Origin of the sequence: Ornithinimicrobium tianjinense (assembly GCF_014636495.1) — a bacterium.
GTDB lineage: Bacteria > Actinomycetota > Actinomycetes > Actinomycetales > Dermatophilaceae > Ornithinicoccus > Ornithinicoccus tianjinensis.
On record NZ_BMEM01000001.1, the window covers coordinates 516,483 to 531,845 of the forward strand.

Annotated in this window: 15 protein-coding genes; 12 read left to right on the forward strand and 3 right to left on the reverse strand. The window is 70.6% G+C overall.

All coding sequences use genetic code 11. From position 1 onward, the window contains the following. The first annotated feature begins 136 nt into the window (after positions 1 to 136). The 12 genes from IEV65_RS02455 to IEV65_RS02510 all read left to right on the forward strand — a co-directional run bounded on the left by IEV65_RS02455 (position 137) and on the right by IEV65_RS02510 (position 12,621). Positions 137 to 1,384, forward strand: a complete 1,248-nt coding sequence (locus IEV65_RS02455) for a CaiB/BaiF CoA transferase family protein (RefSeq protein WP_188428012.1) — start codon at positions 137 to 139, stop codon at positions 1,382 to 1,384. Positions 1,385 to 1,387: 3 nt separating this feature from the next. After that, positions 1,388 to 2,185 (forward strand): enoyl-CoA hydratase-related protein, encoded by a 798-nt coding sequence (locus IEV65_RS02460; RefSeq protein WP_229734804.1) that lies wholly within the window; start codon positions 1,388 to 1,390, stop codon positions 2,183 to 2,185. After that, positions 2,185 to 2,637 (forward strand): PaaI family thioesterase, encoded by a 453-nt coding sequence (locus IEV65_RS02465; protein WP_188428013.1) that lies wholly within the window; start codon positions 2,185 to 2,187, stop codon positions 2,635 to 2,637. Before IEV65_RS02460 ends, IEV65_RS02465 begins: the two co-directional genes overlap by 1 nt. Positions 2,638 to 2,717: 80 nt before the next feature. Continuing rightward, positions 2,718 to 3,713, forward strand: coding sequence for a Bug family tripartite tricarboxylate transporter substrate binding protein (locus IEV65_RS02470; RefSeq protein ID WP_188428014.1), 996 nt, complete (start codon positions 2,718 to 2,720; stop codon positions 3,711 to 3,713). Continuing rightward, positions 3,710 to 4,264, forward strand: coding sequence for a tripartite tricarboxylate transporter TctB family protein (locus tag IEV65_RS02475; RefSeq protein WP_188428015.1), 555 nt, complete (start codon positions 3,710 to 3,712; stop codon positions 4,262 to 4,264). Before IEV65_RS02470 ends, IEV65_RS02475 begins: the two co-directional genes overlap by 4 nt. A gap of 31 nt (positions 4,265 to 4,295) precedes the next feature. Further along, positions 4,296 to 5,972 carry a tripartite tricarboxylate transporter permease gene (locus tag IEV65_RS02480; protein ID WP_188428016.1) on the forward strand — a complete coding sequence of 559 codons (1,677 nt, stop codon included), beginning with the start codon at positions 4,296 to 4,298 and terminating at the stop codon, positions 5,970 to 5,972. Continuing rightward, positions 5,969 to 7,195, forward strand: coding sequence for an L-2-hydroxyglutarate dehydrogenase (gene lhgD, locus IEV65_RS02485; RefSeq protein WP_188428017.1), 1,227 nt, complete (start codon positions 5,969 to 5,971; stop codon positions 7,193 to 7,195). Before IEV65_RS02480 ends, lhgD begins: the two co-directional genes overlap by 4 nt. Before the next feature lie 2 nt (positions 7,196 to 7,197). Next, positions 7,198 to 8,115 carry a dihydrodipicolinate synthase family protein gene (locus IEV65_RS02490; protein ID WP_229734806.1) on the forward strand — a complete coding sequence of 306 codons (918 nt, stop codon included), beginning with the start codon at positions 7,198 to 7,200 and terminating at the stop codon, positions 8,113 to 8,115. Next, positions 8,115 to 8,888 carry an SDR family oxidoreductase gene (locus IEV65_RS02495; RefSeq protein WP_188428018.1) on the forward strand — a complete coding sequence of 258 codons (774 nt, stop codon included), beginning with the start codon at positions 8,115 to 8,117 and terminating at the stop codon, positions 8,886 to 8,888. The genes IEV65_RS02490 and IEV65_RS02495 overlap by 1 nt, the downstream gene beginning before the upstream one ends. Before the next feature lie 71 nt (positions 8,889 to 8,959). Next, complete coding sequence (locus tag IEV65_RS02500) at positions 8,960 to 9,814, forward strand: fumarylacetoacetate hydrolase family protein (protein ID WP_188428019.1); 855 nt, start codon at positions 8,960 to 8,962, stop codon at positions 9,812 to 9,814. Between the two features lie 95 nt (positions 9,815 to 9,909). Beyond that, entirely contained in the window at positions 9,910 to 11,100 is a 1,191-nt protein-coding gene (locus IEV65_RS02505) for a CaiB/BaiF CoA transferase family protein (protein ID WP_229734808.1), read from the forward strand. 201 nt (positions 11,101 to 11,301) lie between these two features. Next, positions 11,302 to 12,621, forward strand: coding sequence for a homoserine dehydrogenase (locus IEV65_RS02510; RefSeq protein ID WP_229734810.1), 1,320 nt, complete (start codon positions 11,302 to 11,304; stop codon positions 12,619 to 12,621). On the opposite strand, the gene IEV65_RS02515 is transcribed toward IEV65_RS02510, so the two are convergent. From IEV65_RS02515 to otnK, 3 genes are read right to left on the reverse strand one after another with little or no spacing between them, the layout of a single operon-like run. Next, complete coding sequence (locus IEV65_RS02515; protein ID WP_188428021.1) at positions 12,611 to 13,426, reverse strand: hydroxypyruvate isomerase family protein; 816 nt, start codon at positions 13,424 to 13,426, stop codon at positions 12,611 to 12,613. The genes IEV65_RS02510 and IEV65_RS02515 overlap by 11 nt on opposite strands. Then, positions 13,423 to 14,097: a class II aldolase/adducin family protein gene (locus IEV65_RS02520; RefSeq protein WP_229734811.1), complete on the reverse strand. Its 675-nt coding sequence runs from the start codon at positions 14,095 to 14,097 to the stop codon at positions 13,423 to 13,425. The genes IEV65_RS02515 and IEV65_RS02520 overlap by 4 nt, the downstream gene beginning before the upstream one ends. Next, positions 14,094 to 15,356 (reverse strand): 3-oxo-tetronate kinase, encoded by a 1,263-nt coding sequence (otnK, locus tag IEV65_RS02525; RefSeq protein ID WP_188428023.1) that lies wholly within the window; start codon positions 15,354 to 15,356, stop codon positions 14,094 to 14,096. Before otnK ends, IEV65_RS02520 begins: the two co-directional genes overlap by 4 nt. Between the last annotated feature and the right edge of the window lie 7 nt (positions 15,357 to 15,363).

The window sequence follows — 15,363 nt, forward strand, 5'->3', positions numbered from 1 at the left end:
GCTGGTTGCCGGCTCCTTGCGCCCAGCTCGCTCGTCGTTCGCCATGAATCGTGGCCTTCCTCTTGACCTGCTCCAGGAGCTTGCCTACGCTTCCCTTATCGCAGAAAGCATTTCCCACGATACAGGAAGATCACTGATGCTCCCACTGGATGGCTTCACAGTCCTGGACCTGACCCGGTTCCTGTCCGGCCCCTACGCGACGATGGTGCTGGCTGAGCTCGGTGCCGACGTCATCAAGGTGGAGCAGCCGCACACCGGGGATGACTCGCGACGCTTCGAGCCGAAGTTCGGCGGCGAGAGCTACCCGGCTGCCATGCCTAACCGCAGCAAGCGGAGCATCTCCCTGGATCTGAAGTCGGCCGAGGCGCGAGAGATCTTCCTGACGCTCGTCGAGAGCGCCGACCTGGTGATGGAGAACTTCCGTCCGGGCGTGACCAAGCGGCTGGGCATCGACTATGACACCGTCAAGGCGATCAAGCCCGACATCCTCTACTGCTCCATCAGCGGTTTCGGCCAGACCGGTCCGTACCAGCACCGTCCGGGCTTCGACATCATGGCCCAGGGCGTCACCGGGTTCATGCGAATGACCGGCGACGGTGATCGTCCCGCCAAGGTCGGGATCGCGATCAACGACATTGCCGCCGGCGCCACGGCCATCTACTCGGTGATGGCCGCGCAGATGCTGCGCGAGCGCACCGGACAGGGCCAGTACATGGACATCTCCCTTGTCGAGGCCGGGCTGGCCTGGACCGTGTGGGAGCAGGGCGCCTACTTCGGTGCCGGAGAGGTCCCCGAAGCGACCGGGACCCGGCACCGACGGTCCACCCCCTACCAGGCCTACAAGACCGCCGACGGGTTCGTCACCATCGGCGCGGGCAACGACCGGCTGTGGAAGCGGCTGGTGGAAGACGCGCTGGGGGTCCCGGAGTGGCAGGAAGACCCTCGCTACCTGACGCTGCAGGACCGCATGGCGCACCGTGACGAGCTGCAGGCGGACATCGAGGCGATCACCCAGACCAAGACCACGCACGAGTGGATCGAGATCATCGACGCCGCAGGCGTGCCGGTCGGGCCGGTGCTGCGCTACGACGAGACGCTGCAGGACGAGCAGGTCATCGCCCGCGGGATGATCGCCGAGGTCGAGCACCCGATCATCGGCCCGATGAAGACCATCGCCCCGCCGACCAAGTTCAGCAACCTCGACTTCTCGGTCCGCGGACCGGCGCCGTGGATCGGACAGCACACGGCCGAGGTGCTCCGTGAGGCAGGCGTCCCCGACGACAGGATTGCCGAGCTCTTCGAGCGGGGCGTGCTCTTCGACGCTCACCCCGAACTGAACGACCCCGTCGGCTCACGCGCAACGGCCGAGGCAGCGAGGAGCTGACCCATGACTGAGCTGACCATGACCGACGACCTCACCGTCACCCGTGACGACGCCGTAGCGACACTGACCCTCAACCGGCCGCAGAGCCACAATGCCATCAACATCGGGATGTACAGGGCCCTGCCCGGTCTGGTGGCCGAGCTCGAAGCCGACGCTGCCGTCAAGGTGGTCGTCCTGCGCGGGGCGGGGGAGCGGTCCTTCGCGTCGGGCGCCGACATCACCGAGTTCGAGGCCGAGCGCAGCGACGCGGTGAAGGCCAAGAACTACAACGCGAAGGTGGCGGCGGCGGAGCGGGCGCTGGAGGGCATGACGAAGCCCACCATCGCGATGATCCACGGCTACTGCATCGGCGGGGGCGCCGGGCTGGCGCTCGCCTGCGACATGCGCTTCGCGGACACCAGGGCCAAGCTCGCCATCACGCCGGCCAAGCTCGGCCTCGTCTACAGCCTGGAGTCGACCAAGCGAGTCGTGGATCTGGCCGGCCCCTCGCGGGCCAAGTGGATCCTCATGTCGGGCCAGCAGATCCAGGCCCGGCGGGCCGTGGAGCTCGGCCTGGTCGACGAGGTGGTGGAGCCCGAGGAGCTGGAGGACTACACCTACGACTTCGCGCGCGTGATCACCACGCGTGCCCAGTTCAGCGTCCGGGCCGGCAAGGAGATGGTCCGCCGGGTTCTCGGCGGTCAGGTCCGCGACGACCAGGAGACGCTCGACCTGCGTAACTCCTCGTTCGAGACCGAGGACTTCGCCGAGGGCGTGCGCTCCTTCCTGGAGAAGCGGCCGCCTGAGTTCCGGTGGTCGTGATGACAGCCACCCTCTGGGACGGCGCCGTGGCCCGGGCCACCGAGGCGGCCCGGTCCGACAAGCAGGAGTTCGGCGACTTCTTCCTAGCCCGGTTCCTCGGCCTGTCGATCGACTACGACGACGCGGAGCAGACCTGCACGGTGCACCTGCCCTATGCGCCGCACCTGGGCAACCCCCAGGGGTCTGTGCATGGCGGCGTGCTCGGCACGGTGATGGACATCTCGATGGGCCACCTGTGCCACCGCTACCTCTCGACCGCCATGACGATCGAGATGCAGCTGCGGTTCTTCCGGCCGCTCACCACCGACGGGATCTGCACCGGCCGGGTCATCAAGGCCGGCCGGCGGCTCGTCCACCTGGAGTCCAGGCTCACCGACACCCAGGGCAGGCTCACCGCCTTCGCCACCGGGTCCTGGCACCGCCTGGATGCCCTGACCACCACGACCCCGTGACAGCAACGACCAGCACCACCCCGGTCCGCCACCGTGACGGACCGGCCAACCCGGCCGGACCCCCGGCCAAAGGAGGAAAGATGCGTTCAAAGGTGATCGCAGGACTCGGGAGCGTCGCGCTTCTCGCCGCCCTCACCGCCTGCGGCAACAGCGACGGCGACGGCGGTGGCGGCGGCGGCGAGAGTGCCGCCGACTACCCCACGGAGGACATGGACTGGACCATCGCCTTCGGCCCCGGTGGCGGCAACGACATCATGGCCCGCACGATGGTCGAGATCATCAAGCAGTACGAGCTCTACCCCGAGGACATTCGACTCGAGAACCGCGAGGGCGGCAGCGGCGCGACCGGGTGGGGCTACCTTCTCAACCAGCGCGGCAGCGGCTACGGCATCTCCACCACGTCCGGCTCCTTCATCACCACCCCGCTGCAGGCCGACACCGGCTGGACCTACAAGGACTTCACCCCCGTCGGCCTGTTCGCCACCGACGACGCCCTGTTCGTCGTGCCCGGCGACAGCGAGTTCCAGACGTGGGAGGACTGGGTCGAGCACGCAACCGCCCAGGAGAGCGTGGTCGTCGGCGGCATCAGCACAGTCAACGTCGACTTCATCCTGCACTCCCTGATCGCCGACGCCGCCGGCTACGAGATCGAGTACGTGCCGTTCAACGAGGAGGGCCAGCTCCAGACGGCGCTGTTCTCCGGCTCGCTGGACGCCATCGTCTCCAACACCGGTTCGATCCTGGGCCAGGTCGAGGCCGAGGAGGTGCGCCCCTTGCTCTACACCGGGAAGGAGGCACTGCCCGCCCTCCCGGATATCCCTACCGGTGAGGACAAGGGCATCGAGGACCTGCCGGCGATGCCGCGCGGCATGATCCTGCCGCCCGAGGCTCCTGCAGAGGCCCAGGAGTGGTGGATCAACACCATGAAGGAGGTTGTCGAGACCCCGGAGTGGGACGAGTACATCGAGTCCAACTACCTGACCGAGAACGTGCTGTGGGGCGAGGACTTCATGGAGTTCCTGGACGCCACCAACGAGGACTTCCGGACCACCCTGGAGGAGGCCGGAGCGCTGTGAGCGACTCGCCGGCCCGGCCGGAGGTCGCCGCCCCGGCGGCCCCGGCCGGGCACGCGGAGGGACGGCCGTGGGGTCGCGCAGTGTTCTTCGCCGTCCTGCTCGCCGTCCTGGTCGGCTACACCGTCATGGCCTTCCAGATGGATCGGATCACCGGCGGCGGGCGGATCGGTCCCGGCTTCTTCCCGCAGATCATCGGTTCCCTCGGCGTGCTCATCGCGGCGGGCGCGCTCGTCAACAGCCTTCGTCCTGGTGAGGCCGCCGTCGAGGACGCCGGCTTCGAGGAGGACGAGGCGGGCGAGGGTGACCTGGGGCGGCACCCGCTCGCCCTCATCGTCACGATCGCCCTGAGCGGGGTCCTGCTGCTCACCCTCAACAGCCTCGGGGCCATCATCAGCTCGGCGCTGTTCACCATCGGCCTGCTCTCGTTCCTCAACCGAGGCCGCTGGGTGGCCAACATCCTGGTGGCGGTGCTGGTGCCGATCGCCATGTACCTGCTCTTCCAGACCGCGCTCAACGCCGGTCTGCCCAGCGGGCTCCTGCCCCGCTTCTAGCGAAACACGACTGCCCGAGGAGAGCGTCAGCGTGGACATCTTCAACGACCTGGGGGCGGGTATCGCCGCGGTCCTGACCCTGCAGAACATCCTGCTGCTCGCAGCAGGCGTGACGGTAGGGATGATCGTCGGTGTCATGCCAGGGCTCGGTCCCTCAGCCGGCCTGGCGATCCTGCTGCCGCTGACGTTCGGGCTGGACCCGACGGGCGCGATCGTCATGCTGGCGGCCGTCTACTACGGGTCGATGTACGGCGGCACCATCACCTCGGTCCTGATCAACACCCCAGGAGAGTCAGCCACCGTCGCCAGCACGTTCGACGGCTACCCGCTCGCCCGGAAGGGCCGGGCCGGACCCGCCCTGGTCATGGCAGCTGTGGCCTCGTTCGTGGCCGGCACGGTCGGCGCCGTGCTCATCAGCTTCTTCGCCCCGCTCACAGCCTCCGTGGCCAAGACATTCGGGCCGCCGGAGCTGTTCCTCGTGGTGGTGGCCGGGCTGCTCACGCTGATCGTCATCGTCGGCAAGCACCGGATGCTCGGCTTTCTCTCCGCCCTCATCGGCTTCGCGCTGGCCACCGTGGGCATCGACGTGGGCGTGGGCCAGCAGCGGTACACCTTCGGCTCGACCGAGCTCATCAACGGCATCGACTTCGTCCCGGTCGCCATCGGGCTCTTCGGCGTGGGCGAGATCCTGCACACGGTGTGGCGCGGCGGCCACCTCGAGAAGATCGCCTACGCCAAGGTCTCGGTGCGCGACCGCGCCTTCTGGCCGACCCGGCAGGACTACCGCGAGAGCGCCGGCGCCATGGGCCGCGGCTCCCTCCTCGGCTTCTTCGTCGGCACCGCGCCGGGTGCCGGAGCCACTGTGGCGTCGCTGATGTCCTACAACCTTGAGAAGTCGGTCTCCAAGACGCCGGAGAAGTTCGGCAAGGGCGCGATGGCCGGGCTGGCCGGCCCGGAGGCGGCCAACAACGGCGCGTCGGCCGGAGCCATGGTGCCGCTGCTCACCCTGGGCATCCCGGGGTCTGGTGCCACCGCCGTGCTGCTTGCAGGCTTCCTGATGTGGGGGCTGCAGCCCGGGCCGCTGCTGATGGAGCAGAACCCGGAGTTCGCCTGGGGTCTGATCGCCAGCATGTACCTCGGCAACGTCATGCTGCTGCTGATCAACGTCTTCATGATCCCCAGCTTCGCGAGCGTCGCGCGCGTCCCGTTCCGGATCCTGGCGCCGGTCATCATCGTGCTGTGCGCCCTCGGTACGTACACCGTGAACGGCAGCATCATCGAGGTCGGGATCATGCTGACCTGCGGCGTGCTCGGGTTCTTCATGCGCCGTTACGGCATGTCGCCGGCGGCTCTGGTGATCGCCCTGGTCCTCGGCCCGCTGGCGGAGGAGACGCTGCGCCAGACGATGGTGATCTCCGGCGGTGACATGACGATCTTCCTGCGGCGGACCACCTCGATGTGGCTGCTCGTGGCGATCGCCGTGCTGGTGACGCTGCCGCTGCTCAGCCCGTGGATCTCCCGGATCGTGAGGGTAAGGGTCCGCAACGCAGGGCTGCGCCGGCGCCGCCGGGAGCGGACCGGGAGGGGTCGGCCGGGCCGCGCCGGTACGGTCGGTACGCACCCGCCGGAGCAACCCCATACCTCCCCGGAGGACACCCAGCACGCGACTGTCGGGGCCGAGCCCCCGCGGCAGAGGGAGGATCTGTGAGGGGACGCAGGTATGCGGTGGTCGGCGGGGGCATCGTCGGCGCTGCCGTCGCACACCGGCTGATCGAGGTCGAGCAGGGGGCCGAGGTGACCGTGCTCGAGAAGGAGTCGGCGCTCGCCCAGCACCAGACCGGCCGCAACAGCGGGGTGGTGCACGCCGGGCTCTACTACACGCCCGGCTCGCTGAAGGCCCGGCTCTGCCGCCGGGGCGTGGGCATGCTCCGGGAGTTCTGCGCCGAGCACGACGTCGCCTACGACGAGATCGGCAAGGTGCTGGTGGCTCTCGACCACGCCGAGGCCTCCCGGCTCGCCGGGATCGCCGGGCGGGCCGAGGCCAACGGCGTCCCAGGCGTGCGCCACCTCTCCGCGGCCGAGCTGCGCGAGCTCGAGCCGCACGTCGAGGGGGTCGCCGGGCTGCTGTCGCCGACGACCGCCATCACCGACTTCCCCGGCGTGGCGCGGCGGCTGGCCGGGCTCGTGGAGCAGGGCGGGGGCCGGGTACGGACCGCCACTGAGGTGACGGACCTGCGGGAGCGCCCCGGCGGGGTCGTCGTCACGAGCACCTCCGGCGGACGGACCGTCGAGGAGGAGTTCGACCACGTCGTCATCTGCGCCGGGCTCCACGCCGACCGGCTGGCCCGCAGGGTCGGCGGCTCCGAAGAGCCACGCATCATGCCCTTCCGCGGCGAGTACTACGCGCTGCGGCCGGAGCGGAGGGACCTGGTCACCAGGCTCGTCTACCCCGTCCCCGACCCGCGATATCCCTTCCTTGGCGTGCATCTGACCCCCAGGGTCGACGGCGAGGTGCTCATCGGGCCGAACGCCGTGCTGGCGCTGGCCCGCGAGGGCTACGGGTGGGGCACCATCTCGGCACGAGACCTGGTCGAGACGCTGCGGTGGCCGGGGTTCGCCGGCTTCGCCCGGAAGAACTGGCGGACCGGCGTGCAGGAGATGGCAGGCTCGCTGAGCCGGCGCCGGTTCATCGCCGCGGCCCAGAAATATGTGCCTGAGCTATCCCCGGACGACGTGGTGGTCGGTCCGCGCGGCATCCGCGCGCAGGCCATGGACCGCGACGGCAGCCTGGTCGACGACTTCCGCATCGACCGCAGCGAACGGGTGACGGTGCTGCGCAACGCGCCGTCGCCGGCGGCCACCTCCAGCCTGGCGATCGCGGAGTACCTTGTCGACCAGCTGGTCGGCCCTTCCTCGACGGTCGGGGAGTAGGCGTGGTCCCGACCGTGCCGGGGACCCTGACCCCGGGCCTCTGGGTCATCCTGACCACGCCCTTCCTCGCCGACGGCCAGGTCGACCTCAGGTCGGCACGACGCCAGGTGCGCTTCGCCCGCCAGGCCGGTGCGGACGGGCTCGTGGCGCTCGGAGTCTTCGGTGAGGCGGCGCACCTGAGCCTGGAGGAGCAGCGCGCCGTCGTCGAGGTGGTCGCGGAGGAGGCGGCCGGTATACCGCTCGTCCTCGGCGTCGCCGGACGCAGCACGGCCGTGGTGGTCGAGCAGGCGCAGAACGCGCTGCAGGCCGCAGGCCGTCCCGCGGCCCTGATGGTCCAGCTCAACTCTCCTGACCCGACTGTCGTCGTGCGCCACCTCACCGCGGTGCACGAGGCCACGGGCATGGGTGTCGTCGTGCAGGACTACCCCGTGGCGAGCGGTGTGGTCATGGTTGTGGATCGGGTTGTCGAGGTGGTCCAGCGCTGTCCCTTCCTCGTCGCGGTCAAGGCCGAGGCGCCTCCGACGCCGCCGGCCATCAGCCGTCTCAGCGAGGTCGGAGCGGTGCCGGTGTTCGGCGGGCTCGGCGGTGTCGGCCTCATCGACGAGCTCGCCATGGGCGCTGCCGGTGCGATGACCGGGTTCAGCCATCCCGAAGGCCTGCGCGCCACCCTCGACGCCTTCGCCACGGGTGGCGTCGCGGCCGCGCGGGACGCCTGGTCCCCGTGGCTGCCCCTGGCCACCTTCGAGCAGCAGCACGGGATCGCCCTGGCGCTGCGCAAGATGCTCCTGCACCGGAGGGGCGTGCTCGACCACCCGGGCGTCCGGCCACCGGCCGCCACCATGCCCGATCGGCTGCTGGCGCTGCTCGAGGACCATCTCGCAGCCGTGCAGCCCCTGCTCCTTGGGGAGGCGTCGCCCTGATGGACCTGGGACTCAGCGACAGGACAGCGCTTGTGCTGGGGGCGACCTCGGGGATCGGCCGGGCCATCGCGCAGGCGCTCGCCGCCGAGGGCGCCAACCTCGTGCTCGTTGGCCGTGACGTCGACCGCGTCCGGGCACTCACGGAGTCGCTGCCCTCTACGGTGGGGGTCGCCGCGGACCTCACGGACTCGGGAACTCCGGAGAGGGTCCTGTCGGTCGCCCAAGAGACGTTCGGCGACGTCGACGTGCTCGTCCTCAACGGCGGCGGCCCACGCCCCGGGACGGCGAGGGAGCTGGGCGCGGACGGCGTCACCACCGCGGTCGACCTGCTCGTGCGGCCGCACGTGGCGCTCGTGCAGGCCGTGCTGCCGGCGATGATCGAGCGGGGGTGGGGCCGCATCGTCGCGGTGGGGTCCAGCGGCGTCCAGCAGCCGCTTCCCAACCTCGCGGCGTCCAACGTCGGCCGCGCCGCCCTGGCCGGCTACCTCAAGACACTGGCGGGCGAGGTCGCGGGCTCCGGGGTGACGGTCAACATGGTGCTGCCCGGCCGGATCGACACCGACCGGGTGACCCAGCTCGACCAGGCTGCCGCGGAGCGCACCGGCCGGACGGTGCAGGAAGTTCGCGCGGGGTCCGAGGCTTCTATCCCGGCCGGCCGTTACGGCACTCCCGAGGAGTTCGCGGCCGTGGCCGTCTTCCTCGCGAGCCAGGCGGCCGCCTACGTCACGGGGGAGCAGATCCGCTGCGACGGCGGTCTCGTCCGCGCCCACTGACGCAGCATCCCTCACGCCCAGCACACGCCATACCGGCGTCAAGAAGTCCAACGACCTGAGAAGGAGTCCACGTGAACCTGGCGACGATCATCGAGGACGGCGTCGAGCTGGCCGTTCTGGTCGACCCTCACCGCGGTGTGGTGACCGCCTCGGACCTCGACCCGGCCGCCGGGGGTGACCTGCTGGCCCTGATCCGGCAGGACCGGGTCGAGACGCTGCGCAGGATGGCCGCGGAGGCCCCTGCGCACCGGTTCCGGCCACGGGAGTCGGTGACGTTCACCGCGCCCTACCGCCACCCGCGGCTGATCTGGGGGATCGGGCTGAACTACCGCGACCACGCCGCTGACCTGTCGGAGGACGTGCCCGAGGAGCCGGCGTCCTTCGTCAAGGGTGACCACACGATTATCGGGCCGAACGAGCCCATTCCCCTGCCACCGCAGAGCGAGCGCACCACGAGCGAGGCAGAGCTGGGCATCGTGATCGGCAGCTACTGCCGCAACGTGGAGGAGGAGGACGCCCTGGACCACGTACTCGGAGTGGTCCCCGTCCTCGACCAGACCGCGGAGGACATCCTCCAGCGCAACCCCCGCTTCCTGACCCGGTCCAAGAACTTCCCCGGGTTCTTCTCCTTCGGGCCAGAGATCGTCCCGCTGGAGACAGTCCTGGCACAAATCGGCAGGCTCGAGGACGTCGAGGTGTCAACCGTGGTCAACGGCTCCGACCGCCGGACCAACGTCGTGGCCAACATGCGGTTCTCGCCGGCGTTTCTCATCAGCTTCCACAGCAAGGTGATGCCGCTGTACCCCGGCGACATCCTCTCGCCCGGGACGCCGGGAGCAATCCACGTGCGGCCGGGCGATGTCGCCGAGTGCCGCATACCCGGGGTGGGCACGCTGCGCAACGATGTTGTGGCGGCAGGCAGTTGACCAGGAACAAGGCAGGCCACGACCTGTCGCACAGGAAGAACGGAGAAGGGGCCCTGGATGTCGACAGCACAGGGACCGACAGACGGACAGGCCCGTTGGCGGGCACGCTGGTGGTCGACCTGACGCGTGCGCTAGCGGGTCCGCAGGCGGCGATGATGATGGCTGACCTGGGGGCGCGGGTGGTGAAGGTGGAGTCGCCGGGAACTGGGGATGACACGCGCTCGTGGGGTCCGCCGTTCGTGCCGGGCTCGGACGGTGATGAGGTGGCGACCTACTTCCTGTCGTGCAACCGCAACAAGGAGTCGGTGGCGCTGGACCTGAAGTCCGATGACGGGCGGGCTGTACTGGCCGAGCTAGTGCGGCGGGCGGACGTGCTGATGGAGAACTTCCGTCCGGGCACGCTGGACCGGTTGGGGTTCCCACCGCAACTGCTGTCCGAGCTGAACCCGCGTCTGGTGGTGCTCTCGATCTCCGGGTTCGGTCATGACGGTCCCGAGGGCGGCCGGGCCGGTTACGACCAGATCGCCCAGGGAGAAGCGGGGCTCATGTCGTTGACCGGCTCAGGACCGGAGGACCCGCAGCGGGTCGGTGTCCCGATCGGGGACGTGCTCTCGGGCATGTACGGCGCCTACGGGGTGATCGCAGCCTTGCTGGAGCGTGAGCGCACGGGTCGCGGGCAGGTGGTGCGGACGTCGCTGCTGGCCTCGATCGTGGGGGTGCACGCCTTTCAGGGGACCCGGTGGACCGTGGCGAAAGAGGTGCCGCGGGCCCAAGGCAACCATCATCCTTCGATCGCCCCCTACGGCTTGTTCCACTGCCGCGACGGGGCGGTGCAGATCGCCTGCGGCAACGAGGGCCTGTGGCGGCGGCTATGCGACGAGTTCGGCCTGGAACCAGACGGGGCGGGCATGGCGACGAACGCCCAGCGGGTCGCGCATCGGCCGCAGGTGATCGCGCTGCTCGAGAAGACCTTTGCCGACCTGGACAAGGCAGACCTGCTGCAGCGGCTCTCTGTTGCCGGGGTGCCCTCGGGACGGGTGCGGACGTTGGAGGAGGTGTACGAGTGGGACCAGACCCGATCCCAGGGCCTGCTCGTGGACGTCGAGCACCCGACTCTGGGGACCGTGCAGCTGCCCGGGCCCCCGCTGCGGTTCTTCACCCCCGACGGCTCCGAGACCACGCCCGTACACCACGCCAGCCCCCCACTGCTCGACCAGCATGGCGACAGCATCCGCGCCTGGCTTTGGGAGGGTGACGATCTGGGCAAGACCCTCCGGCGCGACTAGTCGACGCGTCGTCCCGCCCCATCCCCGGCTGCGACGCGTGGCCGAGCCGGCCATCGAGGGCCGCGTCGTGACCGCGATGGAGGCCCTTGGTCCCGGTTGCTGTCAAGTCCGGTGAGTCGTCACCGTCCGATGTGACCTGTGACGGGTACGGTCGGTGGACGTGGGCCGATAGTGCCGACCACCGCTGTGCGAAGGACTGGTGTGGAAGACATTCGAGTAGCGCTGACCGGTGCCGCCGGCGGGTATGGTCGGACCCTCCTGCAGCAGCTCCGCCTCCGGAGCGACATGCGGGCGACGGTGCTCGTGGACCCCGACACCGACGCGGTGGAGGCGATGCTCGCCAGCCTCGGCGTGCCGACGGACGAGGTAGAGGTGTGCCGCACCCCCGACGACGCGCAGGCCGCGGTGTCGTCCGGTCGCGTGGTGGTCGCCGTCCCGGAGGCGCTCGACGAACGGTCCTACGACGTGCTCGTCGAGGCCACGGGCCGTCCTGCCGCCGGGTTCCGCTTCGCGCGCGACGCCCTGCTCCACGGCAAGGGGGTCGTCATGGTGAGCAAGGAGGTCGACAGCGCGGCCGGCCGTCACCTCGCCCAGCTCGCCCGACGGTGTCGGGTCGGCTACCTGCCGGGCCGCGGCGACCAGCCGGCCAACCTCCTCGAGCTGCTGGACCGGGTGCAGGACCTGGGGCTCGACGTCGTGGCGGCGGGTAAGGCGGGCGAGTACGACCTGCACTTTGACCCCACCAGCGGTGTCGCCGCGCTCAACGGCCGGACGGAGCACGCCCCCGGGCTCGCCGGGACCCTCGTGCCGGACGCCGACCTTCGCGGCTCGCTCGCCCGGCGTGCCGGGTCCGTCGGGACGCTGCTTCGGCATGTCGCCGCCGACTACTGCGAGATGGCGGTCGTGTCGCAGTACTCGGGCCTGGGGTCCGACGGCCTGACCATGCACTACCCGCTCGCACGTCCCGCGGAGCTGGCCGACATCTACGCCGAGCACGCCGACGGTGGGCTGCTGACCTCGACCGGGGTGCTCGATGTCTTCGTCATGCTGCGGCTCCCCGGGGAGGCCAGCTTCGCCGGTGGCGTCTTCGTCGTCGTCCGTACCGGAGACCCGCAGACGTGGGCGATGCTGCGGGACAAGGGGCACGTGGTCAGCCGGGACGGGCGCTACGCCTGCATCTACCACCCCTACCACCTGATGGGTGTCGAGACGCCCGCGTCGGTGGCGCAGGCGGCGTCCGGCGTGGTGCGCGCGCCGCAGCCGCACGGTGTGAGCATGGCGGCGCGAGCCACGCAGGCGATACCGGTCGGTTCGGTGCTGCGCGTGGCGGGCCACCACCATGAGATCGCCGGCTGCGAGCCGGTCTTCGTGAGCACGCAGTCGTCCCCGGCGGAGGCCTGCCCGTTCTACCTTCTGGACGGGGCGCGCACGCGCCGGAACATCCGGCCGGGGGAGGTCCTTCGGCTGGACGACGTCGACGGTGTGGACGCGGAGGTGCTCGACGCGCTGGTCAGCGGCTGACGTGCCGGCGCCAGGTCTGCAAGGACTCGGCCGTGGTCGTCGTGGGCTTGTACTCGAGCGCCACCGCGCCCTGATAGCCGCGGGCGAGCAGCGCGTCGACGAAGGCCGCCACGCGACCGGCTCCGCTGCCCGGTTCGCCCCGGGAGGGTGACTCGGCCACCTGGACGTGCCGGACGTACTCGAGCGTGCGGGCGTCGGGCAGGGGGTCGAAGCCGTTGCGCTCCAAGTGGTACTGGTCGAGCAGGAGAGCGACGTTGGGCAGGCCGGACGTCCGGCGCACCGACTCGATCACTTCCACGGCGTCCTGCGTCGAGCGCAGCGGGTAGTCCGGCGCGCCGCTCAGCGGCTCGATCAGGACGGTTCCGCCCACCTCGTCGAGCCTCGTCGCTGCCGAGCCGAGCGACCGCAGAGCGGTCCGCGCCTGCACGTCCTCCGGCAGGTCCGGTAGGCACAGTCCGTACGGGGCGTTGAACAGCTTCACCCCTAGGCGCTGCGCGAACGTGACGGCGGTGTCGAGGCACGAGCCGAACTCGGCGGCACGGTCGGGGTGGGACAGCACGCCCCGGTCGCCCTGCGCCATGAACCCGGCGAAGAGGTTCATCGCGGTCAGGTGCACTCCTGCCTCGACGATCACCTCGACCAGGCGGTCGACCTCGGTCGGTCGGGGGACGGCGCGGCCGTCGAAGGGCCACCACATCTCCACATCCTCGAAGCCCGCGGCCCTGGCCGCGGCCGGACGCTCCAGCAGAGGCAGCTCGTTGAACAGCATGCTGAGGTTGGCCACCCAGCGCACGGCGGCCGTCACGTGGGCGTCTCCTCGGCGGTAGCGAGGCCCCAGGGCTGGCCGTGGTGCCGGGCCAGCGCGCGGCACTCCTGCTCGGAGAGCAGACGGGCCCGTGGCCTGTCGCCGATCAGCACGGCCGTGCGGGCGGCGACCTCGACCTCCACCGCCCGATCGACGGCCTGCTGCACGTCGACACCCGTGACGACCGGTCCGTGGTTCTGCAGCAGCACTCCGTGGAAGTCCAGGGTGAGGTCGCCGATGAGTTGGGCCTGAGAGGGGTCACCGGGGGCCCGGTAGGGGACGAGGGGCAGGTTGCCCAGGCGCATGACGAGGTAGGGGGTCAGCGGCGGCAGGGCGCTGTACGCGGTCCACGGAGGAAGGCACGAGGCGGCCACCGCATACGTCGAGTGCAGGTGGACCACGCAGGTCACCGAGGGGTCGCGGAGGTACATCGCGGCATGGAGGGACGCCTCCTTCGACGGTCGTGGTCCTGAGAGCGGATCGAGGCCGTTCGGGGACAGGGCGGTGACCGCCACGGATCCCTCGTCGAGGTCTGCCAGCGCGACGCCGGTCGGGCTGAGGTAGAGGCGGTCGCCCTCGCGGACGGAGATGTTTCCGGAGGAGCCGGGTGACAGGCCGAGCTCCGCCAGGTGCTTGCCGGCCCGGCACATCTGCTGGACGACGGTGCTCACACCAGCGCCTCCCATGCGGTGAGGAAGAGATCGGGGCTTCCGAAGTTGCCCGACTTGAGCACGAAGTTGTGGTGTCGGCCGGCTGCCGTGGTCCCGCCCAGCCAGGAGACCCCGGGGGCCAGGGCCTGCCCGACGGCCAGCCGCCGGACCCCGAGCGCCCGCATCACGGCCCCCGACGTCTCGCCTCCCGCCACCAGGAACTCCGTGGCGCCGGCGTCCGAGAGAGCGACCGCGAGCTGGGCGTGCGCGTCCTCCACCAGACGGCTGGCGTCGGTGCCGAGGTGGCGGGTGCGCCGAAGGTCGTCGGTCGAGGCCACGGAGTAGACCAGCGCGGGGCGACGGGGCTCGGCCCGCCAAGAGGCCGAGAGGGCGTCCACCAGCTGAGCCAGGTAGGCCGAAGGACGAGCCAGGAGCTGCTCGACGTCCAGCCGGACGGAGGTCACCCGGCCGGCCGCCCGGCGGACCTGCTCGCGGGTCGCCGTCGAGGCGCTCCCGGAGAGGATGACGCGGTGGCCCGGGACGCTGCGCAGCGCGCGGCGCTCGCCGGCTCGACGCGGCATACCCAGGGCGAGGCCGGAGCCACCGGTGACCAGCCGGTCCGACCGGGTCGCCTCGGCGATCGTGGTGAGGTCGCGGGGGCGCACGGCGTCGACGACCACGAGCCGGCAGCCCGCGCGCGCCTGGTCGTCCAGCGCCCGGCGGAGGACGTCCGGGCCGCCCTCGACCCGATCCAGAGTGACCAGACCCACGTGGTGCCTCGTCTGCGCCGCCAGCAGCCGGGGGACGTGCGAGTCCCGCATCGGTGTCAGTGGGTGGTCCTTCATCGGGCTCTCGTGGAGCAGGGTGCCGCCGACGAAGAGGTGACCCTGGTAGACCGTGCGTCCGTTGTCCGGGAAGGAGGGGACGACGACTGCGCGGTCGGCCCCGGTGAGCTCCAGGAGCGCGTCGGCCACCGGGCCGATGTTGCCCCGCGGCGTGGAGTCGAAGGTGGAGCAGTACTTGTCGTAGAGCTGCACGCACCCCCGCTCCAGGAGGAACCGCCCGGCCCGGACGGAGAGGTCGCGTGCCTCCTGCGGCGGGGCCGACCTGGTCTTCAGGGCCACCACCACGGCGTCGTCGTCACCGCCGCCGAGGTCGGAACTGTCCTCCGGGACACCGAGCAGGACAGAGGTCCTCAGGCCCCGCGAGGCCCAGTTGCCCGCCAGGTCGGTGGCCCCGGTGAAGTCGTCGGCGACCGCTCCGAGCCGCTGCCCCGTCATCGGCCGT